The 22243-nt window shown below is 48.0% G+C and carries 20 protein-coding genes; 11 read left to right on the top strand and 9 right to left on the bottom strand.

Going from position 1 to position 22243, the window contains the following annotated elements; translation table 11 throughout:
* Positions 1–3: 3 nt before the first annotated feature.
* The gene (locus QL234_RS16310) at positions 4–441 is read left to right on the top strand and encodes a nucleoside deaminase (RefSeq protein ID WP_281558880.1); all 438 of its coding nucleotides are present in this window, start codon (positions 4–6) and stop codon (positions 439–441) included.
* A gap of 11 nt (positions 442–452) precedes the next feature.
* Here QL234_RS16310 and QL234_RS16305 read toward each other — a convergent pair whose 3' ends face one another.
* The 3 genes from QL234_RS16305 to QL234_RS16295 are packed head-to-tail and all read right to left on the bottom strand — an operon-like array spanning position 453 to position 3315.
* On the bottom strand, positions 453–1451 hold the full coding sequence (locus QL234_RS16305; protein ID WP_281558879.1) for an ATP-binding protein: 999 nt from the start codon (positions 1449–1451) through the stop codon (positions 453–455).
* A 3-nt stretch (positions 1452–1454) separates the two neighbouring features.
* Complete coding sequence (locus QL234_RS16300; RefSeq protein WP_281558878.1) at positions 1455–2000, bottom strand: heme NO-binding domain-containing protein; 546 nt, start codon at positions 1998–2000, stop codon at positions 1455–1457.
* 10 nt (positions 2001–2010) lie between these two features.
* Positions 2011–3315, bottom strand: a complete 1305-nt coding sequence (locus QL234_RS16295) for an HD domain-containing phosphohydrolase (protein WP_281558877.1) — start codon at positions 3313–3315, stop codon at positions 2011–2013.
* Positions 3316–3485: 170 nt separating this feature from the next.
* Here QL234_RS16295 and QL234_RS16290 point away from each other — a divergent pair, with 170 nt between their 5' ends.
* The 6 genes from QL234_RS16290 (at position 3486) to QL234_RS16265 (ending at position 10914) form a co-directional block, all read left to right on the top strand.
* The gene (locus QL234_RS16290; protein ID WP_281558876.1) at positions 3486–4058 is read left to right on the top strand and encodes a response regulator; all 573 of its coding nucleotides are present in this window, start codon (positions 3486–3488) and stop codon (positions 4056–4058) included.
* 672 nt (positions 4059–4730) lie between these two features.
* A complete protein-coding gene (locus QL234_RS16285; protein WP_281558875.1) occupies positions 4731–6566 on the top strand; it encodes a protein kinase in 1836 nt (611 codons plus the stop codon).
* Between the two features lie 58 nt (positions 6567–6624).
* Positions 6625–7005, top strand: coding sequence for a VOC family protein (locus QL234_RS16280; RefSeq protein ID WP_281558874.1), 381 nt, complete (start codon positions 6625–6627; stop codon positions 7003–7005).
* Positions 7006–7107: 102 nt separating this feature from the next.
* The gene (locus QL234_RS16275; RefSeq protein ID WP_281558873.1) at positions 7108–9210 is read left to right on the top strand and encodes a S9 family peptidase; all 2103 of its coding nucleotides are present in this window, start codon (positions 7108–7110) and stop codon (positions 9208–9210) included.
* 156 nt (positions 9211–9366) lie between these two features.
* Positions 9367–9909, top strand: coding sequence for a peptide deformylase (def, locus tag QL234_RS16270; protein ID WP_281558872.1), 543 nt, complete (start codon positions 9367–9369; stop codon positions 9907–9909).
* A 108-nt stretch (positions 9910–10017) separates the two neighbouring features.
* The gene (locus tag QL234_RS16265) at positions 10018–10914 is read left to right on the top strand and encodes a transporter substrate-binding domain-containing protein (protein ID WP_281558871.1); all 897 of its coding nucleotides are present in this window, start codon (positions 10018–10020) and stop codon (positions 10912–10914) included.
* Positions 10915–11031: 117 nt separating this feature from the next.
* On the opposite strand, the gene QL234_RS16260 is transcribed toward QL234_RS16265, so the two are convergent.
* On the bottom strand, positions 11032–12570 hold the full coding sequence (locus QL234_RS16260; RefSeq protein WP_281558870.1) for an outer membrane protein transport protein: 1539 nt from the start codon (positions 12568–12570) through the stop codon (positions 11032–11034).
* 315 nt (positions 12571–12885) lie between these two features.
* Between QL234_RS16260 and QL234_RS16255 the strand changes: the two genes are divergently transcribed.
* Positions 12886–13455, top strand: a complete 570-nt coding sequence (locus QL234_RS16255) for a YSC84-related protein (RefSeq protein ID WP_281558869.1) — start codon at positions 12886–12888, stop codon at positions 13453–13455.
* 53 nt (positions 13456–13508) lie between these two features.
* On the opposite strand, the gene QL234_RS16250 is transcribed toward QL234_RS16255, so the two are convergent.
* Positions 13509–14384, bottom strand: coding sequence for a universal stress protein (locus QL234_RS16250; protein ID WP_281558868.1), 876 nt, complete (start codon positions 14382–14384; stop codon positions 13509–13511).
* Positions 14385–14635: 251 nt separating this feature from the next.
* Between QL234_RS16250 and QL234_RS16245 the strand changes: the two genes are divergently transcribed.
* Both QL234_RS16245 and QL234_RS16240 read left to right on the top strand, forming a co-directional pair.
* Entirely contained in the window at positions 14636–15370 is a 735-nt protein-coding gene (locus QL234_RS16245) for a hypothetical protein (protein WP_281558867.1), read from the top strand.
* Positions 15371–15532: 162 nt separating this feature from the next.
* Positions 15533–16192, top strand: a complete 660-nt coding sequence (locus QL234_RS16240) for a glutathione S-transferase family protein (protein ID WP_281558866.1) — start codon at positions 15533–15535, stop codon at positions 16190–16192.
* A gap of 64 nt (positions 16193–16256) precedes the next feature.
* On the opposite strand, the gene QL234_RS16235 is transcribed toward QL234_RS16240, so the two are convergent.
* On the bottom strand, positions 16257–16838 hold the full coding sequence (locus QL234_RS16235; RefSeq protein ID WP_281558865.1) for a TetR/AcrR family transcriptional regulator: 582 nt from the start codon (positions 16836–16838) through the stop codon (positions 16257–16259).
* Positions 16839–17017: 179 nt separating this feature from the next.
* On the opposite strand from QL234_RS16235, the gene QL234_RS16230 reads away from it, so the two are divergent.
* Positions 17018–18061, top strand: a complete 1044-nt coding sequence (locus QL234_RS16230; RefSeq protein ID WP_281558864.1) for an alkene reductase — start codon at positions 17018–17020, stop codon at positions 18059–18061.
* Between the two features lie 66 nt (positions 18062–18127).
* On the opposite strand, the gene QL234_RS16225 is transcribed toward QL234_RS16230, so the two are convergent.
* From QL234_RS16225 to QL234_RS16215, 3 genes are all read right to left on the bottom strand, one after another.
* Positions 18128–18916, bottom strand: coding sequence for a transporter substrate-binding domain-containing protein (locus QL234_RS16225; RefSeq protein WP_281558863.1), 789 nt, complete (start codon positions 18914–18916; stop codon positions 18128–18130).
* Between the two features lie 180 nt (positions 18917–19096).
* Complete coding sequence (locus QL234_RS16220; protein ID WP_281558862.1) at positions 19097–19630, bottom strand: PEP-CTERM sorting domain-containing protein; 534 nt, start codon at positions 19628–19630, stop codon at positions 19097–19099.
* 155 nt (positions 19631–19785) lie between these two features.
* Positions 19786–22170, bottom strand: a complete 2385-nt coding sequence (locus tag QL234_RS16215; protein WP_281558861.1) for a M43 family zinc metalloprotease — start codon at positions 22168–22170, stop codon at positions 19786–19788.
* Between the last annotated feature and the right edge of the window lie 73 nt (positions 22171–22243).

The following is a 22243-nucleotide window of genomic DNA, read 5'->3' as shown; positions in this document are numbered from 1 at the left end:
ACAATGGATGAATTTTTAAAAGCAGCAATTGAAGAAGCGGAGCATGGCTGGCAGGAAGGCGGTATTCCTATCGGCTCGGTATTGGTGCATGATGGCAAAATCATCGGCCGCGGCCATAACCGCAGAATACAAAAAGGCAGTACGATTTTACACGGGGAAATGGATGCGCTGGAAAATGCCGGGCGATTAAGCGCCTCCGTCTATCAAAACTCTACTCTCTATACCACGCTTTCACCCTGTGCCATGTGCTCGGGCACCATTTTACTTTACGGTATTCCCCATGTGGTGATTGCTGAAAATGTCAATTTCACCGGGGAAGAGGAATTGCTGAAATCTCGCGGGGTAAAACTCGATATTGTCCAAGATGATTACACTATCAAGATGATGGCGAATTTTATCAAAGAAAACCCGCAGTTATGGAATGAAGATATCGGTGAGTAACCGCTCAAGCTTCAGCCCTTGGTTGCTGTAGGGGTTGAGGCTGTCCCCGGGGTATTTGCGTTTGGCGGCTCTACCGGTAAGTAAATGGTAAAGGTGGTCCCTTTGCCTTCATCGCTGTTGACGGTGATTTTTCCCTGATGTTTTTCAATAATGGCAAAAGCAATGGACAGCCCGAGTCCGGTGCCTTTACCGACCGCTTTCGTGGTAAAAAAGGGGTCGAAGATTTTTTTACTGGTGGCTTTTGACATGCCCTTGCCGTTATCGCAAATATCGATAGCGATATAGGCCCGGTGCTTAATTTGCGTTAAAGAGGTTTTGATCAACAGCCTACCGCCGCCTTCGCAGGCGTGGGCGGCATTTAAAAACATATTGATCAATACCTGGTGAATTTCACTGCCGTGACAGGTCACTTTAGGGAGCCGGGCAAAATCCCGTTTCACTTCCAGGCAGTATTTTAATTCGTTCCAGACAACTTTTATCGACTCTTCAATAAGCTGGTGTATGTCCTGCTGTTCTTTTTCCAATTCGCCGCTATGACTGACCCGCCTGAGATTGGCAACAATGTCACTTACCCGGCGCAACCCATCGGTGGTCTCTGCCAGTAACGGGCTGATATCGCCGCGGATAAAGTCAATATCCTGCTCTTGCCTGAGTTGCTGATAGTGCTTGCTTAACGGGTGATCAGCCAAAGCGGGCAGGTTGTCCAGCACCAGGGCATCCAGGCTGAGCAGGGATTGAACATAGTCTGTTAAGGTGCTCAGGTTACTCAGGGAAAAGCCCACCGGATTATTGATTTCATGGGCGACCCCGGCGGCGAGCTGGCCAAGCGAAACCAGTTTTTCTGCCTGGATAAGCTGCCCCTGGGTATCTTCCAGGGTCTTTAGGGTTTGCTCCAGGGTGGCGCAGTTTTCATATAAACGGCGTGTTTTTTCATCCAGCAGTTTTTCGGCAAGCAATCTGGCCTGGCGCTCGCGTTCATACGCTTCTTTATAGGGGCTGGTCTGGCTCACTGTTTAATCCTTAAAGTGAATAATTAATTTACAGCGCGATGCTCCCCGGTGCATACATTCGGGGTGGGTGATTTCAATGGCTTCATTAAATTGTTTCGCCGCGCCTAATATCAAGCCGACGCTGGCGTGGCAGAGCTTGCGCTTGGAGCTGTAATACATGGTCAGGGTGTTCGGCGTGTTTTGCTCGTATTCAAATTTTGGTAAGTAGGCATTGGGATGAAGTCGCTTTACCTCGGCATGGATAACCTGGTCTATTGCCAGCAGGAAGTCTTTTAAATTGTCCAGTTTGGAGACATCAACCGGGCTGGTATCGTAGAGCTTTTTAAATAAATACCGGCCAAAATTTTCCACCACTTTTTCAAGCGGGATGTTTTTTTCTTCAGCCAGCAATACCAGGATATTCACGAGCTCGCTGTCTTCATATTGCTCGCCGCTGGTATAAATCCCGCCCGAAGCGGGCCGGGTCTGCGATAATAAGTCATTCCATTTTTCTATTCCCATCTGCTCGACTATCATATCGGCCAGGGCAGTGTAGATTGAACCTTGCACAGTCTTTCTCCTATGCCGTAAAAAGGGTTATTTTGGTATTAAAGTTGTGTTCGTACTCGCGCAGTTTTTCTATCATTGATTCGTTAATTTCCTGCCCGGTTGTCAGCATAATGTTGCCGTTTTCCAGCACCAGATCTTCTGATAACACATCGCCGGGTTTTAACTCTTCCAGGGCCAGGCTGTATTGCATCTCCGACTCTTCATCTTGCTGCCTTTGCGATAGCAGGGTGAAAAAATGCTCCAGGATTCTTTTGTCGTAGTCACTGCCGGCTTTTTCATTCATACGTTTTTTGGCATTGGCCACCGCCAGTTTGTTATTGTTATGCTTACCGGCGATCAGGAAATCAAAATCTTTGACTATGCGGATAATGCGTGCGCCGACAGGAATTTCATTGCCGGACAGGTGAGCCGGGCGGCCGCTACCGTCGATGTTCTCGTTTTGATGGCGGATATTTTCGGTTAACGGTGCCAGGCGCTTTATTTTTTCCACTATCTCCGCGCCGATAACAGGATGTGCCATAAAGGCATCGTCAAGCTGTGTCCCGGTAACATTCGTGCTTGCCAGGGCCGCATCGCTTAAACCTATAATGCCGATTTCATGCAGCAGGGCGCATAAATATATGCGGCGGCACTGTGCTTCTTCCATGCCCATTCGGGCGGCAACAGCCCGGCTTTGCAGGGCAATGCGTTTGTTGTGGCTGCCGGAAAAGCCGGTGCGGTATTCTATGGTGGCTGCCATCATGTCGATTACATCATGCAGCAAATCTTTTTGCGTGGCTAAGCTTTGCTGCAGTTTTTGTTTGCTCTGCTGCAGTGCCTGGGTCCGTTGCGTCACTTTAACTTCCAGCGACTGGTTTAAGCTTTGTAAGCTGTTGTTGGCCCGGGCAAGGCTTTCGCTTAATGCCTGTTTTTCTTTTTTTAATAAATAGTGCTCGGCGGCCTTGGCCAAGGTCAGTTTCAGCTTTTCATTCTCCCAGGGTTTATTGATATAGCTGTAAACCCCGCCGTCGTTAATGGCGGCAATGGTTAAGTCAATATCGCTATAACCGGTGATCAATAAGCGCATGGCATCGGGTTGTACCTGACGGGACAAGCATAAAAATTCGGCGCCGTTCATGTTTTGCATTCTCATATCCGACAGTATGATGTCGACGTTATTACTTTCAAGGTAGGCGAGGGCATCATGGGCCTGGGTAAAGCAAATTAACTGATAGTCCTTACGCAATAAGCGTTGCAGTGAATTGAGGATATCCTGCTCATCGTCAAGTAATAATAAGGACAGCATAGGCTGAGGGGCGGAAACAACATTGCTCATAATACCACCTATTCATTATCATGTTAATTATCAGGCGGTTAACTATATTATCCGCCGCCGGTTTTGCATTGAAAATGTTTACATTGTGAAAATATTGCTTATGTGACATATGTGACATATGTTTAAAGTATAGATTAAATGACATGTAATCACAGAAAACAGGTAAAAAAATGAACGAATCCTTTTCCACCGGGCAGATTGCAAAATATTGCGGGGTGCATTTACGAACTGTGATTCGCTGGATTGAGCAAGGGTATTTAAAGGGTTATAAATTACCGGGCAGGGGTAATAACCGGGTATTAAAAGAAGAATTCCTGGCTTTTTTAACTCGCAACCAGATGCCGGTGCCGCAAGAGTTGTTATCCCGGGAAAAACGGGTGCTGGTGGTTGAAGATGATGAAGAAATGGCCAATGCCATCACCCGGGTGATGCGCCGTGATGGCTGGCATATTATTCATGCCAGGGACGGGTTTCAGGCCGGTTTGGCGCTTGCCGATACTAAAGTGAATTTAATCACCTTAGATTTAATGATGCCGGGTATGGATGGTTTTTCGGTATTAGAGGTGCTGACGAATAATCCCGAACTTAGCAAAATCCCTGTTTTGGTGCTTTCCGGTTGTAACGAGGAACAATTGCAAAAAGCTAAAGCTATGGGGGCCGGGGCGATATTAGCGAAACCTTTTGATAATCAAAGGTTGCTGGCAGTGGCCAACAGCTTAGTGGATATAACCGTTAACGATTGATCTTTTTTTGTTTTCACATCCAGCGTCTGCATTTTCGGCACCGGTTCTATGCCGCTTTCAATGTTACGGTTTGGGAAAAATCTCCAGCGCGTCTGAGGGGGCAAAGCCTGATAATCACTCCGGGTATCGCCGCGCATCGAGCAGCATATTGTCGGAATCATTGCTGTCAAATAATAATACGCAGACCCGGGCTTTATCATCGATCCTCTGGCTGGCAGCACATTATCTTTATAAAGTGGCGACGTGAGTGATTTGGTTTTCTTTAATTCTTCCCGGGATAATGTGGCTGGCAGAGAAAAGTTTGTCAGCCAAATAAAAAAACGCTCTGCCAGTGGCAGAGCGGGTATCGATATGTCCATTTCGACAAATAGCGTCCAAATGGCAGTGACTTAAGGGTGCACTAAAAATATTAAAAAAGGACCTATTTAATATTTTTACCTCAAGCCACTGCAATCCAGGGATAGAAACAATGAAGTAAAATTTCAAAGCAGGGGCAGGATAAGCTAACAGTGTGAAGAAAATATGACATGTGGAAATTTTTTTAGCGGATCCGGTTTTAGCCCTTGTTGTTGCCCTGATAAATGTGTAATTTGCTTGGATATCTGCAGGATATAATATCTTTTTAGCGCACCTGTTCAGGTTAAGCAGGTGTTCCCCGGGTACAGGAAAAGCATGACAGCGAAAAAACTCCAACATTTTTACATTGCCGAAGAGCAGTCGATCTATCTGTTAAGCCACAAGGATGCGGAAAAGTTAAAGCAATGGGTGGAGCTTTGTCAGCAACAACTTAAACAACTGGGGTATGCGAATATTTCTTTGCTGGGCAAGGGGGCTTATGGTTTTGTCTTTAACGGTGAAAACAGCGAAGGCAAGCCGTTTGTGTTTAAGTTTTCCCGCATCACCCTGCCTCAGCATGTCCAGGACCGTTTGGCGGATGAAGCCGATATCCAGGGGGAGTTAAACCATCCGAGAATCCCCCGGGTGATCGACTTTCATAAAATCAAGCGGCAATCGATTTTGCAGATGTCCCGGGCGCCGGGACTGGATCTGGAGCGCCTGTCCCATAAGCTGGGACCGCTCAGTCCCGAGCTGGTGGTTAATATTGCCATTCAGCTGGCGGAGATTTTATTGTATCTGCGTACCAGTAAAAGCCATGACGGCGGCAAACCTTATGTGCACGGGGATATCAAACCCTCAAACGTGGTCTATGACGAGAGCGACGGCAAGGTCTACCTGGTGGACTGGGGCTCGTCGGTCACTGCCCAGATGGATATCTTCGGGCAAAGTACCGCCAATAATGTGATGGATTTGATGAGCAGCGACTTGCAAAATTCCAATGCCCGTCTCGGCGATGTTTATTTTATCGGCCCGGAGCAGCTTGAAGGCGGGTTGTCTTCGCCGCGTTTTGACGAGCAGGGTCTGGCGGCGACCTTATATGCCCTGGCCTCCGGCCAGTCGTGCCGTTATGGCAGCAAGGTTATTCCCGCCAGCTCCCTCGGTTTGCCCAAGGCATTGGCCAAGGTGATTGACGGCATGCTCAGCGACTGCGCGAAAATGCGCCGTCAGGCGGGGGATTATTTTTTCTCGCATCTGCATTATTTTAAACAGCTGGTATTGGCGGATGAGCCGACGGTATATAGCGAAGAGCCGCTGGTGCCGGTTTGGGTGAAACACACAGACGAAGACATAGATACCGTGGTTTATGGTTCGCGTAAGTCGTTTTTACGGGCCTCGTCGGAAGAAGAAGGCTTAAGTGATGTTGATGACGTCCAGCTGGAAAAATACTATAAAAACTTTCTAATGGGCATGGGGGATACCGAAAAAGCCTTTATTGCCGCGGTAAGCCGCTTAGGTAATTTCCCCGTGGTAGGGGGGCTTGCGATCCGCTGGGAAAAAGACGGCGTTTATATCGATTCCAACCTGACCCTGTTCGACCAGGCCCTTAAAGCCTCTTTTCAAAGTGCGGTCAATAACATGGTGCATCTGGCCCAGGGCATTTTCCATATCGGTATGTTCAAGAGCTGTTTGTTTAATGCCCGTTATACCTTGCATGTTGAGCGCGAGCATGAAACCGATATGTTTATTGCCTCCCCTGAGCAAAGAATTCCCTTTGATGTCAGTCCGGTACCGGAAATGGACGATGTCACCCGCTTGCACTCCTATTTTGAAGACGGTAAAGATCCCGATGAATATCTGCACCTGCCGGATGATATTATGGCGGTGCTGGCGCGGCTGAACCTTATTCACCACACCGGCTGTATCATTTTCGAGGTGCTGCCTACCCATCTTAAAATTCACAGTTACCTGATGCTGCTTAATCACGATAAGGTTGAGGAATTCACCCAGTGCCTGGCGGAGTTGCTGCAGTTATTACCTACCATTACCGGCATAGGGATCTCGGGCTTTATGAAATTGCCCTATAAAGATACCCGCTTTTTTGAACATATTAATGTCTTACCCGATAAATTTTATCCGAAAAATCCTAAATTGGCAGTGGCTAAAAGTTGACCGCCGTTATATGTTAAACAGACCCTAAGGTTGAACCAATTATTAACGGGAACAAGACATGAACAAGAAACAAACCGGTGAACTGGCATGGATAGACTTAACCGTGGGCAATGCCATTGAAGTAAAAGACTTTTACCAGCAGGTGATCGGCTGGCAGGCAGAAGCGGTAGACATGGGGGAGTATAACGATTATTCCATGAACCATCCTGAAACCAATGAGCCTGTAACCGGCATCTGCCATGCCCGCGGGGTAAATGCGGATTTGCCGGCCAGTTGGTTACCTTATTTTTTGGTGGCAGACATAGAGCAGGCGGCAAAGCAGGTGGTGGCACAGGGGGGCGAGTTGCTGACCGAAATCAAGTCGATGGGCGGAGCAGATCGTTATGTGGTGATCAAGGATCCTGCCGGGGCTGCCTGTGCCCTTTACTATAAAAAATAGTATAAAAACAGGGCATAACAATGCGTTACAATTTTGGCATTGTTGTCTTGTGCTAACTTGTGTTTAATTTATGCACTTTCATTGGCAGGAAAAATAATAATAATGGCAAGCAATAATAAAACAACACTGGTCACTTCGCTCAAAGGCCTGGCCCTGGCGGTGATGACCTTAACGGCGACTGGCGCCATGGCGGAGCACCAGGCGGCAGCCGGCAAGGCGCAGATGCTCGATTATAAGGATATTTTTGAACTTGAATACGCCGCCTCGCCAAGGCTCAGCCCGGATGGCCAAACCCTGATCTATGAGCGCCGCTCAATGGATATCATGTCCGACGGTACCCGCACTAATCTGTGGCAGGTTGATATTAACGGCAATAACCACAAGCCGTTACTCTCGGGTAAAGCCAGTTACCGTATGGCGAGGTTTTCACCCGACGGTAAGCGCCTGGCCTATATTTCTTCGGTCGAAGGTAAAAGCCAGTTATATGTGCGTTGGCTCGACAGCGGACAAACGGCGCGCATCACCAACTTATTGCAATCCCCGGGAGATATTTCCTGGTCGCCGGATGGTAAGTGGCTGGCATTCTCCATGTTTAAAAAAGGCAAGGGCACGACCTTATTCAAAGACATGCCGGAAAAGCCTGAAGGAGCCAAATGGGCGGGTAAAGCCAAATATATCGACAGTACTATCTATCGCAATGACGGTGCAGGTTATGGCAAACCCGGCTACAGCCATTTATATGTAGTGCCGGCAAACGGCGGTACCCCCAGGGAAATTACCGGGGGGGATTATCACCATAACGGCACTATCAGCTGGTCGGCAGACAGCGAGCAGCTGATTTTCTCCGCCAACCGTCACGACGACTGGGAATACCGCCCGCTGGAGTCGGATATTTACCAGGTGTCGGTAAAAGACGGCAGTATCAAGGCGCTCACCAGCCGCTCGGGTCCGGATAGCCGCCCTGTGGTTAATCCCAAAGGCGATAAAATCGCTTATTTGAGCTTTGAAGACACGAAAATGTCCAGCCAGAATTTAGATCTGTACGTGATGGACAAAGACGGCAGCAACGCGGTTAACCTGACGGAAACACTTGACCGTAATATCCAGGATCTTCAGTGGTCAACGGACGGCAAAGGCATTTATTTTTCCTATGACGACCATGGCCTGCGCCGGGTCAGTTATGTCAATATGTCCGGTAAGCGGCGCGAGCTGGATATTGAACTTGGCGGTTTATTCCTTGGACGCCCTTATACCTCAGGTAATTTCCGCGCCGGAAAAAACGGCGCTTTAGTGTATACCAAAGGGGATAGCAGCCGGCCGTCGGATCTGGTGTTTAGAAAACGCCAGGGCCATGAAACGGTATTGACCCGTTTAAATGAAGACTTGCTGGGGCATAAATCTCTGGCCGAGGTGCAAGCCTTGACGGTAAAATCTTCTGTTGACGGCCGCGATATCGAGTCCTGGATCGCTTTGCCGCCGGGCTTTGACGCCAAGAAAAAATATCCGCTGATATTGGAAATCCACGGCGGTCCCCATGCTGCCTATGGTCCTAACTTTGCCGCCGAGCTGCAACTGATGGCTGCCAAAGGTTATGTCGTGGTATGGGCCAATCCCAGGGGCAGTACATCCTATGGCAAAGATTTTGCCAATTTGATCCATCACGATTACCCCTCCAAGGATTATAACGATTTAATGGATGTGGTTGACGGTGTGATTGACCAGGGCTATATCGATGAACAGGAGCTGTTTGTTACCGGCGGCTCCGGCGGCGGCGTACTGACGTCCTGGATTGTCGGTAAAACCGACCGTTTCCGTGCCGCCGTGGTGGTAAAACCTGTGATCAACTGGCTCAGCTTTAGCCTGACCGCAGATTATTACCCCTATTTCAGCCAGTACTGGATGCCGGGCAAACCCTGGGAGCAGGTGGAGCATTTATGGAAGCATTCGCCGTTATCTTTGGTGGGCAATGTTAAAACTCCGACCATGCTGATGACGGGCGAGCAGGACTACCGCACCCCCATGAGTGAAACCGAGCAATATTATCAGGCATTAAAGTTACAAAAAGTCGATACCGCTATGGTGCGTATTCCTAAAGCCAGCCATGGCATTTATGCCCGGCCCAGTAACTTTATCCAGAAAGTCGGCCATATCCTTGCCTGGTTTGAAAAGTACCGTGATGCCGATAGCAAGCATAGCCAGGAATAAGGATAAGCAAGTGGCAGGTTAGCAGGTTAATTGCAGCGTGCTAAAATGTCTGAGAAAATGCCGGTAAGCTGTGTTTGCCGGCATTTTTTATAGACAAGAATTAGGGTGAACCTTGCCGGATAGTGGCAAGCAGCAAAAGCAAAAGAAGGAAATGTTATGCCAAGCGACAAACAAGCCATGAAAATAGCCCTGCTGGGTGAAGAGGTTTTACGCCAAAGCGCACAAGCCGTAGAGGACTTTTCAGATGCGGAGTTAGCCGCTTTTATTGCAAAATTAAAGCAGACCATGCTGGCGGCCGGTGGCATCGGCATTGCCGCTCCCCAGGTGTTTGACCCAAGGGCGGTTATGATCATCGCCTCAAAAGCGAATGAGCGCTATCCGGATGCGCCGGACATGTTGCCTGTGGTGATGATCAATCCGAAAATCATCTCCTGTTCGCCCGAAATGGAAAAAGACTGGGAAGGTTGTCTCAGTGTGCCGAAATTAAGGGGCCTGGTGCCCAGGCACAGGCAAGTGACTTTTAGTTATCAGGATGAACAGGGGACAGAGCACCGCCTTAGCTGGCAGGGTTTTTTGGCACGTATTTTTCAACACGAATATGATCACCTCACGGGAAAAACCTGGCTCGACCGGGTAGAGTCAATGGCGGATGTGGTGGCCGAAGAGGTGTATTTTTCCCGGTTAAAGGCAAACAGGTGATCATTTATCTGATATTTGCTGGGGGCCCTTTATGGCCTTGAGTGAAACAGCCAGGTATTGACCTGCTAAAATGGTAGTAAAGTTACTTCCATGTTGTAGCTGTTTTACATGACTTTTTATCGAGGCGCCATGAGCCGCAATAATCAGCGTATATTTGCTATTTTGATATTGTTGATTTTATTGTTTGTCATTTCCTGCCGGGCTTATTCTGCCACTTCGGAGCCGGCACTGCAGACCCCGGCGCATCCTGAACTGCTGGTATTGTCTCACCCGTTTCCCCCCTGGCAGTTTTTCAACGAACAAACCGGGCAGGTGGATGGCATTAATGTCGATATCGTCAAATATATTTTTGCCAAGATGAAAATACCGGTCAAATTTGTCGAGCAGCCCTGGTCCAGCGCCTGGAATACCATTAAAAAAGGGCAGGCGGAGGCGATTATGTCGGCTTCACGCAAAGCCCCGAGAAAACCCTATTTGTGGTATCCGCAGCAGGATCTCTGGGTCAGCGAATATGTGTTTTTTGTTAAAAAGTCGAAAAAGCGGCCGCTGCTGGGCAGTTACGCCGAAATGCAAAAGCTTGGGGCAAAAATTGGTATCGTCAACGGCTATTCCTACCATAAAAGCTTCTGGTCCGCCTTTCCCTACCAAAACGGGGCTGCCAGTTATATACCCGATAACCGGGATTACCATCAACAGCTATATGGTGTCCGGACACCTGAATTGCTGTTTAAAATGATCGAGTTTGAGCGTATGGATGTGGTGATCAATGACAAATCCATAGGCCTGTATCTGATCAACACCCTAGGTCTGCAAGACAGCATAAGCTACTATGATAATGTTTTGTTTTCTAAAGGTTATCCTATGCCTTTTGCCAAGATGTCCAACTATCCGGGGTTAATGGGGATTGCCAGGCGTTTTGAGCAGATACTGCTTGAAAGCAAACGTGATGGCAGTTATCAACAGCTGGTGGATAACTGGCTACAGCGCCATGGTCTGATGTTATAGCCGGCTTGTTTTTAGCGTTGGCGCACCCGTGTGAACGGGAAAAAATACCCGGCGCAAAGCCGGGGATTTTTGTTAACCATTAGCTATCAGGCAGGCCGGAGCTAAAAAAGTGTTTGCTTATAAAAAGTAATTCAACTGCATAGAAAGCACATAAGCCTTGATAGAATAATCCGCCTGATATTCGGACTGATAAATACGGTTATCCTGGGCGTTATATTCATGATCCAACACCGAAGAGTCATCCATAAACATCATACCGGCGGCAAAGTCGGCACTCCATTTTTTCTGGGATTGATAATGTACACCTAAGGTGAGCCAGCTTCTGTCATCGGACGGAATGCGGGCGCTGCGGTATTTGCTGTCCACCGGTGAAAAGTCGCGGGCGAAACCGGCTTTTAAGGTGAGCTCATCACTATACCGGTAGGTCGCTCCCAGGGCATAAGCCCAGGTATTATGCCAGTACTCGGGGATGTAGCCGATATAACCTTCACTGTTTAAGTTCTCCGGCATCTGGGTGCTGGTGCTGATGGTTTTATCGCTTATCTCATCAACATCCGACATTATGGTGATATCGGTGAACTGGCTCCACTCGGTCCAGGTGGCACTAAACTGGAAGGATAACGCTTGAGTAAACTGATGGTCCAGGCTGAACACTACGCTTTGCGGGGTATGCAATTTCAGCTTGGACGCTTCTTTTTTCGGTGCATTGATCGCCTGTTTTCCTGTGGTTAAATCTATCGCCGGTAACTTTTGCCCGTTGACTACACCGGCAATGGTCGGCACTGTCCAGTATTGCTCCGGGTTTTGGCTATAAGGGACAAACTCGCCACTGAGCGGGGTATTATAAATGCTTGAATCCCCTTTCAGGGTATAGTCAACCTCAGAATGATAGCTCAGGGCAAGTTTAAGTTGATCTGTGATGGCGTAATGCAAACCTAAGGTATAACCCGGCTGAATATCGTCGCCTTTTACCTGGTAAACACTGTCACAATAAGCGTCTTGGGCAACATCGCTAAAGGCGCCGCCGCTGAGCTGGGCATAGGTATTATTGATATTTGCACCGAGCTCGCATAAGCCGCCGTGATCTTTATATTTGCTTAAAGTCCCTTTGGCGTAATTAAGGGCTAAGGCGCCGCCGATGGATAATTTCTCCGTCAACTGATAACTGAGTGCCCCTTGCAGTGCGACGACATCTAATTCGGTTTTTTGGGCAAAATAACGGCCGACAAAGTCATCGTCATAATCGCTTTTGGTGCCAAAAGGCACCGCCAGGGACAGACCTAATCCCAGCTTTTCACTCAGTGGTTGGTAATAATGAAAGTGGGGGATAGCACTGATACCGCCAATATTATCACTTTGCCCGCCGCTTACCGGCATACCGGCTGCACTGGTGGCCCGGGCATTACGGTACTTGCCGTCAACATCTATCAGATTGATACCGAAAGAATATTGTGCCTGCTTGAGATGGATCAGCGCGGCCGGATTGGTAAAACCGACACTGGCATCGGTAATTTGTGCGCCGCGCCCGGCATAGGCATTGCCCATAGCGCTGGTGGACTGTTCATATAATTTATAACCGGCGGCGTTTACCCCGGCGGTTAAGGTGCTGGAAACTGCCAGTGCTGTTAAGGCAATTTTTATCTTGTGATTGGTCATTTTATCGTTATTTTTAGAGTAAATACTTAAAGTGGCGGCAATATAGCTAAACTGGTCGGATATGTAAAAAGAAGATAGCGGCAGGGCAAGTGAACGCTGTTATTTTGCCCTTAAAGGTTTTAAATAATGAGCAAGTGCTTAAAATAAAGTCAGCAGCTTAGCTTTGTCATCTCAGGCAGGTTTTTGAGTCGGGGATAACCGTTAAAGTAGGGCAGCAAGAATATATACCTGTCTTTCCTGTGATATCTGTTCAAATATCTTTAAAGTCTTATGTTCTGGTCTAGACTTTTTCTTAACAAGAAAAAGGAAACCATTATGCCCTCAATACGAATACTGACTGTCATTATCTTAACTTTACCCTTAGTCCTGAACGGTTGTGCCTCTATGGGGGACGGCTCTAAGGCGGAAAAACAGCAGCAAATCCTCAAAATGAAAGACAGCGTACTTACGCAACTGTTTGCGAAAAAGCCCGATACACGGGCGCAAATTAATGCCGCCCCCGGATATGCGGTGTTTAGCAACGCCAGTATTAATTTATTATTGGTGTCGGCAGGCACGGGTTATGGTGTGGTTAAAAACCGCCGCACCGGTCACTATACCTATATGAATATGGCTGAAGGCGGTGTCGGCTTGGGATTGGGAGCGAAAGATTACCGCCTGGTGCTGGTTTTTCATAACAGCCAGGCGATAAATGATTTTATCAACAGTGGCTGGAGCTTTGGCGGCCATGCCGATGCTGCCGCCAAAGCCGCTGATAAAGGGGCATCGGTGGAAGGTGAAGCCCATTATGGTGATGTGACGGTATATTCTTTTACCGAAAGCGGCTTAGCCTTGCAAGCGACGGTGAAGGGCATTAAGTTCTGGCAGGATAAAGCCCTTAATTGACCTTGGAACCCGCTCCTCCGCTAAACCGGCAATAAAAGAAAACAGGGGCCGGTTTATAAACCCAGCACCAAAACGTCTTTTTTACTGATATGCAATACCTGCTCACAGGTGTTGCCGATCACTTTGCCGCTCATCGCGCTTTTTCCCATGCTGCCGATAATGATCACACCGGCATTGATTTTCTGCGCAATGCCTGTGATTACCTTATCGGAAGAGCCAATTTTTATGTGCTGGTGCTGCTGGGCAATCTGGTATGGTTCAAGCAAAACGGAGGCGGTTTCTTTCGCCAGTGCCGTGGATTTTTGCGCATATTCTTCCGGGTCGATAAAGCCGGTATCGGACAACACTTTAGGCGGGGAAATCGCAAAGCAGCAATGAAGTTCTATCGCCATTTTATCGGCATAGTCACGGGCAAACTCCAGCAGCTTTTTATTCAGTTGTTGTTTCTCGGTACTGCTGGCAAGAAAATCCAGGGCCAGTAAAACAGCGTCTGCGCTTTTACGTTCTTTTTCCACCACGATATAGGAAGGGATTTGGCTTTTTCGCAGCAACAGCCAGTCGGAGGGGGTATAAAAGAGGGTTTCACTGCGGTGGCCTCTTTTGACATAAAAATCATATTCGTGCGTCTGGCAATGCTCTAAAATGGAATCAACGAAATATTTGCTCCAAATGATTTCATGGCTGATCAATACCGTGTTGATGTAGGGCTTGGCATAGTCTTGCCACCAGAGCTCTTTTTGTTCAATAATTTTCTCTTTGATATGGATGTTTTCCATCATGCCGAAAACATTATTGATCCAGCTTAACTCCTGATAACAACAAATTAAGACATGCACCCTTGCCTTGAGTTTTTCAGCCATTAAAACCGCTCTTTCTAAGGCATATTGGTCCTCTTGATCCTGCTCCAGAATAACAAGAATTTTTTTCATTACCGGCTCTTTTCAGATGGTTTCATGTGCTAGTAATTATAGTCTCCGAGTTCAATATTCGCTTGCCCGAGTGTGACTTTGCCTTGGCCGATAACTTGAGCGACATCAAACATTCATCTTTTTTTCATTTATTGTCATTAATTTATAATAAATTAACGCTATATTAACCTTGTTTGTACAAAAAGAGTTTGTATGAAGTGGTATTGCTTTGATATTGCAAAGCGAATTTAATAAATTTTTAAGGATATAAAATGAGAAGTTATTTATCAGCATTGAGTTTGGCGCTAATGGTTTCAACGACCAGTTATGCACAAGGCCTCTCCTATGAAACCCGTGCTGTAGATGCCAGTGAAATTTTAGATGCTGCAAGGGAAATACAAACGCAAACCGGTCCCGCTTACCTGGTTAACGGCGTGATCAGCTGTAGTGAATTTGCCAAAGAATTTCCTCCTTACGGCGCCGATAGTGATTGTCAACTGACCGTAAATAATGAAACAAGAGCCATTGAAAAGCCGGAAAAATTACTGACAGCCTTAAAGCAGATCAAACCTATGACCGGGCCGGCCTATTCTTTTGATGCCAATTTTAGCGCCTCTTCAATCAGTCAGGAAGTGCCGCCTTATCAAGTGAACGATAAAGCTGAAATTATCGTGGCGGCTTATATTCCCACGAAAGAAATCCTGGCGGCATCGCGCAAAATACAAGCGCAAACCGGTCCGGCTTACCTGGTTCAGGGACGTTTAAATTGTACCCAAATAACCCGGGAAGTACCGCCATATGAAAGCGAGCAAAACTGTCAGCTGACGTTGGAAAATTATTCTGCCCAGGTTGAGGATCCGTCTGAGATTTTAAAAGCCTTACAGCAGATTAAAGCGCCGAGCGGACCTTATTACTCGTTTGAAGCAGACTTTACTGCAAGTTCGATCACCGCGATGTTTCCTCCGTACCAGGCCATTGAAACCGTTAAGTTAGCACTGTTTAAATAACGGGGAGCAAGTTTATTCGCTGTTTAATACCCGGCAAGTAAGCTGGTCGTTACTGGTGCTTATGCCGGGTATTTTCATTATATTTTGCACCTGCTTGATTAATGGCTGATTTATCGTGGCAAATTATTTAAAGTAAGAAAAATTTTCACAAAAAATAACAAGATGATGAAATTAGTTATCGGCAATAAGAACTACTCTTCCTGGTCATTAAGGCCCTGGTTGTTACTGCAATATTTCCAGCTGCCTTTCGAAGAGCAGCTGATCAGCCTAGCTGCAGCTGATATGCACGCACAAATGGCGCCTTTTTGCCCCAATTATAAAGTACCGGTTTTGCTTGATGGCTCTTTAACCGTATGGGATTCACTGGCGATCTGCGAGTATATTAATGAGCAATATTTAGACTCTGTAGCCTGGCCGGAAGACATTGGCCAACGTGCCCGGGCGAGGGCGGTTTGCGCCGAAATGCATGCGGGGTTTACCCAGCTTCGTTCCTGTCTGCCGATGAACTGCCGTCGTGAGCCGGCTGCACTTGAGCTTAGTGATGGGGTAAAGGCAGATGTTGGGCGTATTATTGAAATATGGCAGCAATGTTTGTCGCTTAATGGCAATAGCAGCGGGGAACAAGCTCACTTTTTGTTTGGTCGATTCTCTATTGCCGATGCCATGTTTATGCCTGTGGTTTCACGTTTTCACAGCTATCAGATTTCGGTGCCGGCAGATGTCAGGCAATATATGGAGCATATGCTGAACTTACCGGCCTATCAGCTCTGGCTAAAGGCTGCGCAGAATGAAAGTGAAACCATCGCCGGCGCAGAAGTTTAAAGCCCGTTCATTTTTGGAGGAGTCGCCGGGATATGTTCACAGGAAAACGGCCCCGGCTGCTGTTTTAAGCGCAAACGTCTTGAAACAGCTGATCTGCCAGTTGTTGTAAAATTGCCGGCTCCGGCGAGGTTTGGGCAAAAGTGCGCAGGCCATAAATGCCCATCACAAAAAAACGTCCCAGATGTGCGCTATCCCTTTGGCTGCTGAGCTCGCCGTTTGCTTGTGCCAGGCTGAACTTATCCGTGAGCGCCTGTTGCCAGCCGCTGAGGTTGGCGGTGATCATGGCTTGTATTTCTTCGTCCTGGCTGGCAATTTCGCTCAGCGCCTTAGTCAATAAACATGCCTGGGGTACGCCGGTGAGTAAACATTCGCCGACTATGCTGTCCAGATAGTTTTTTAGCTGAGATAAAACCGGCCCTTTGCCGGAGAAAAAGCCTTGCAGCTCTGTTGTTCTGTCTTGCTGATATTGATCTAATGCCGCCAGCAATAAACCCCGTTTATTATCAAAGGCACAATAAATGGATCCCGGATGCAAGCCCGTGGCTTTGGTCAAATCCTGCATGCTGGTTTTAGCGTAACCTTTATTCATAAAGGCATGCATGGCTGCTCTTAATACGTGTTCGCGATCAAACTCGGCATTTCTCATGGGTCATTCTTGTCCATTGTTTCCGGCATTACTCCCCGCTGCTCATATGAGAAACAAGGGGAGGGTTAATAACATTCCCGGTTATTGTACTTGAATTTGAACAGGCATTCAAAAATAATACTTGAATATGCGTTCAAGAAAGCGTATCTTGAACGTATATTCAAGAAAGAGAGATGGCTATGACAGACAATTTATTTCACCCTTATGCCCTTAATGACACCATTGAGCTCAATAACCGTATCCTGATGGCACCATTGACCCGTTGTATGGCGGATGATGATTTAGTGCCAACGCAAGCCATGGCAGATTATTACGGCCGCCGTGCCGAGGCCGGGCTGATCATTTCCGAAGCGGTCATTATCCGCCCCGATGGTCAGGGTTATCCTAATACCCCGGGGTTATTTACGCCCGAGCAAATCCGCGGCTGGTCAAAAGTGACCGAGGCGGTACATAAAAATGGCGGTAAAATTTTTGCCCAGTTATGGCATACCGGCCGGGTAGCCCATCCCCACTTTTTTGGCGGCACTGAGGTCTTGGCACCTTCTGCCGTAGGCGTGGAAGGCACAGTGCCGAGAATGCGTGACCTGGTTTATCAGACCCCGAAAGCGGTTAACCATCAGGAAATTGCCCAGCTGGTAAAAGATTATGCCCAGGCGGCGGCCAATGCTATCGACGCCGGTTTTGACGGCGTCGAAATTCACGGGGCGAACGGTTATTTAATCGACCAGTTTTTACATCATGACAGCAACCGCCGCAGCGATGAATATGGCGGCAGCCCTGAAAACATGACCCGGTTTGCCCTGGAAGTTGTTGATGCCATCACCAGCCGTATCGGCAGCGACAGAACCGCATTGCGTATCAGCCCGGGGGCTTATTTTAATATGGCCGGTGACAGCCGGGACCGCGACGTATTTGACCTTCTGCTGGCTGAGCTTGAGCAAAGGGATCTGGCCTTTTTACATATTGGCATTTTCGATGACAGTATGGAATTTGATTACCTTGGTGGCCGGGCTTCGAGTTATGTGCGTGCCAATTACCGCAAAACCTTGGTCGGTGTCGGCAGCTATAGTGCAGACAGTGCCAGTGCCGCCATCGGTGAGGATAAATTCGACTTAATTGCCATTGGCCGGCCTTTTATTGCCAACCCGGATTATGTGGCTAAGGTGCGTGGTGGTGAAGCGCTGACCGCTTACTCCGAAGATATGCTTGCCAGTCTGGTTTAGGCGTAAATCATAAATTTGCTGCCAAGTCCTGGAGCAAGGCAATAAGGCTGAGTGTCAGTCGTTTTATTAGTTTTGTTTCAGGACTGCTTCGATATTGTGATAACGCCATTTTTCGGCGATTTGCCGGAAGCGGCCATTGCTTTTAATGCTGTTAATGGCTGCCGACAGGGTGGCGATAATATCGGGAGCGGTTTTATTGCTGCAGGCGAGATAAAATTTTATCGGTGCATGATTAATACGGAAATATTCCTGAAAGACCCCAGGGTCAATCTGATTATATTTGGCCCGATAGCTCAGGGTAATATCATCGGTCAGTATCAGGTCGATATGGTTTCGGGTGATTAACAACTTAAGGAAGGAGTCGGGGTTATCAACAATAAACAGGTTTTTGTTGACGATAAAGCCGTGTTTGAGCAGGTGTTGCTGGGTAAAGTCATCCTTAAGTACCGCGGTATGATATTTTTTTGCATCCTCGAGACTGTTTAAGGAAATAGATTTATTGGCAGCTAAACCGACAAAACTACTGTTGGTGATGGAGATCGGCGTTGTCCATTGAAAGAGCTTTTCCCTTTCTTTTGTCCGGGCAATGGAATAAATACAGGCATTTTCTTTTTTACTGGCGATATTGTAGGAGCGGCTCCAGGGATATAAGGCCAGTTGATACTTATAGGGAGTCAGGGCAAGGGCGGCACGTATGACATCTGTGGTAAAACCTGTGAGCTCATTGTCAATTTTCATTTGAAAGGGAGGCATGTGCTCGGTCACGATCAATAATTTGGCTGTGCCTGCTTTCGCCGCGACGGTCGTGGGCAGCAACAGGCCGACCAGTAAAAAAATAAAAAACTTTATTTTCATGCCGCTTTAACCGCCGGGGAGCCCTAGTGCTAACTTAAAGCAATTATATTATTTCGTCCAGTACCTGCCGAGTGGTTCAATCAAGCCGACCAATTATCCAAGGTTTATGATCGGCTGTTATCCGTTATATGGTTACATCCGGTTGTCGCTTTTTCATCATAAAAAGCAATGCTTTATCAATTAGTTTCTTTGAGAACGGCGCAATAACAGCAGTCCGCTTAAGGCCAATAACAGCAGGGCACTGCCCGCCGGTTCAGGCACTTGTGCCGCCACTTCTGCAGAGGCCGTGGCGCTAAAGTCGATCCCCGTTAACGGTGACGAAGTGCCCGGGGCATAGAAGTTGCCACTTGGCTCGAAAGAGAAACTTGAGCTGCCCGGGTTTAAGGCGGTTAAGGTAAAGCCCGCCAGCAAAAAGTCACCGCTGTTTGCTGAAAAATCTATAAAACTGATGGCCAGCCCGCTGGTGGTTTGCGAGCTGACAAAACCAAACGGAGCCAGGTCTGTAACAAGAGAAGTTAGATCCAGCGAAAATATCGAGCTGTCGAATGTAAAATCAAGGTCAAAATAGTCGAACCCGGCAAAATCGTGGGCGTTTAATTGTATCTCCAGGCTTTCTCCCTGAAGCAGTTGATTTGTGCTCAACTCAATATCGATCAAACCTGCATGGGCAGTAAATCCCGTTAAAAACGTGAGTAAAATAAAAAGTTTTTTCATGATGATTTCCTGTTATTCGTTATTGTTATCGGTACGTCTTATTTTCTGGCGGTAAAGGGGTTAACGGCAGCGCCTGGTTGCTAAACAAGCCGCTGCTGAATGTTGTGCCGTATCCCGCCATTTTTGGCTTAAGGGTTGATGGTCAAGGGGCGCAACTAAGGCGCCGGCGCTTGCAGCGCGCATCTGTCGTAGCTGCAACGGGCCTGTAGTGCGCGCACATCGGTGACATCGAACTGTCCGTCCCGGTTGGCATCAAACTGGGAAGGGATATCCTGCCCCTGTTGTATCGCCGTCATCAAACTGCGGATGTCGGCCATATCAATATCGCCGTCCAGATCCCAGTCACCGGATAAGTGGATATTCAGGGTGAGGGATTCGGTGGCGCTGTTGCCGCGGTTATCGGTAACCATCAGGGATACGGTATACGTGCCCGTTTCGGCATAGCTATGCTGTGGTGATGCCTGTTCGCTCACTTCACCGTCGCCGAACTGCCAGAAATATTCCTGGATATTGCCATCGGTATCGTATGAGTTTTCACCGTTGAAGGTGATGACATTGTCCACCAGCTTAGCGCCCTGATGGGCAATTTTTGCATAGGGCAATAAATCGGTGGAGCCGGATGTTTGATAATACACCTGCAGGGTATTTTGGCTGTAGCTGCTGGCGGTATCTATTTGCACATAGAAACTGCCGCCGCTGTCAAACTCGCAATATTCGACGCCATATTTTGCCGCCTGAGGCTGGCAGTGGGCATCCTGGCGGTTAATCGTTTCACCCGGGGTAACCGTATTATCTGATTCGGCCGTAGTTGAAGCAAAAGGAATATTCTGACTGACATAGAGATCCGGGTTGCCCCTTAATACGTCATTGATCACTATAACTACCTGCTCGGCATCTTCGGGTACATTAAAGCGATAATTTTTTACCGGATCGCCTGCTTGTGCCGCCAGTTCTTTTTCATGATGTAAAAATACCCGGCTGCAGCCGTCGCATAGGGTGGCATCTTCAAGGCTGAATACTCTCAGCTGCGCCGAGGAATAACTGCTGTAGGCATGAATGGCGCCATGGTAATCGGGGGCGTTCACCGGTGTTGTTGTCAGGGCGATCTCAGGGGCGCCGCTGGCGTTAAATGAAATATAGTCGGCATCCCAGTTGCCATTTTCATCCGCCGTTGGCTCGGATCCCTTTGACAGGTAAAGATCGGGATCCTGGCTGTAGCCATCCAGGTAAAATGCCAGCGCCTGGGTACCTTCGGGCACTGCAAGCTCGAAGCGGCTGATATCGTCTTGTTCGGCGCTAAGATCTGTCTGCTGGAAAATAACAGTTTTACCTTGCGGGTCAAATGCCTGGTCTGCACCTGTGCCGTCCCACACCGGCTGCTCGCTGCTGGTATATTGTGCTAAGCCGGTGGCAATCAAGTTGCTGTTTGACCAGATACTCCTGCGCGCATCGCCATGTAAAGCCGCCTTCATCCGGGAGACTTGCTCGGCGGTAAACATGGCATAGTTGTCGGAATAATGCATAAAGTTTTCGGTATTGGTGGCCTGGCCGATACAGTTGGCTTCGTTATCACGTAAATAGGAATTTTCCATTTGCGGGGTATCACAGCTGCGATCACCGCTTAAGCGGCAAAAGGCTTCACCGTCTATTGAACAGGCATTGCCGCTGAAGGTATGGATCAGATTGAGCCAGTGGCCAAATTCATGGGTGAGTACCGAGCGAAAGTTTTCATTGGTATTGACCCCGAGATAATCGCCGTTATATACCACGCGGGCGATACCGGCATCAGACATAGCAACATCCGGGTACCAGGCAACACCGGAATTGTTGAGGGTACCGCTACCGTAGAGATCCTGCATGATATAGATGTTGAGGTATTTATAGTTGTCCCAGGCGTCGTTCGCTACCTGGCTGTTGACCCGGGTGCCGCCGTAGCCGGTTTGCTCGTGCTCATAACGGACTATGCCGTTACTGGGCTCGCCGCCGGGTGTTTTTGCCGCGAGGACAAATTCTATGTTGAGGTTGTCGCGGATAGACTGAAAATGCTCATGGATAGGTCCGTCCTGGGTGTTTAACCCCTGAAAGTCGGCATTGGTTAGATTTAAGGCCTCGATGATTTTTTCATCGGTTAAACAGTAGCCGGCGGCATCGTCGCAATTGTATCTCTGGCCATAAACATGCACGACCACGGGAATATAATAGCGATCTTTGAGGCCTTCACCGCGGGCGATAATATTATTTTCTGCTGCTTGGTTAAGGGCTTGTCTGGCGGTGAGCGGGCTTTTTAAACCGTCGGCAAGTTTGCGTGCCTGGCGGTTTGCCTTGAGTTCTTGTGTCAGTGTCTCAAGCAGCTCAGGCCAGTCCTGGCCGTTGTCGTCGACACCGCAAATATGCCTGCCTGGTTGATCATCTGCCTGCCTGAGGAAATCCGGGTCAGGTGTTGAGGATAAAGCGCTGAAGGTCGCTTCTGCCGCTAATACGGGTAATGACGGCATGACCAGCATCAGCAGGGAGCTTGATAGCCATTTTTTGTTTTTCATTTTTTAATCGTCCTTCTTTGTTATTGCTGTTGTAAGGTTTTTTAAAAAGCGCTGTCGCCATACCAGCGAGCTG

Source organism: Thalassomonas sp. RHCl1 (assembly GCF_947387555.1).
GTDB lineage: Bacteria > Pseudomonadota > Gammaproteobacteria > Enterobacterales > Alteromonadaceae > Thalassomonas.
Note: the sequence above shows the minus strand (reverse complement) of the source record. Positions and strands in the feature narration are given on the sequence as shown.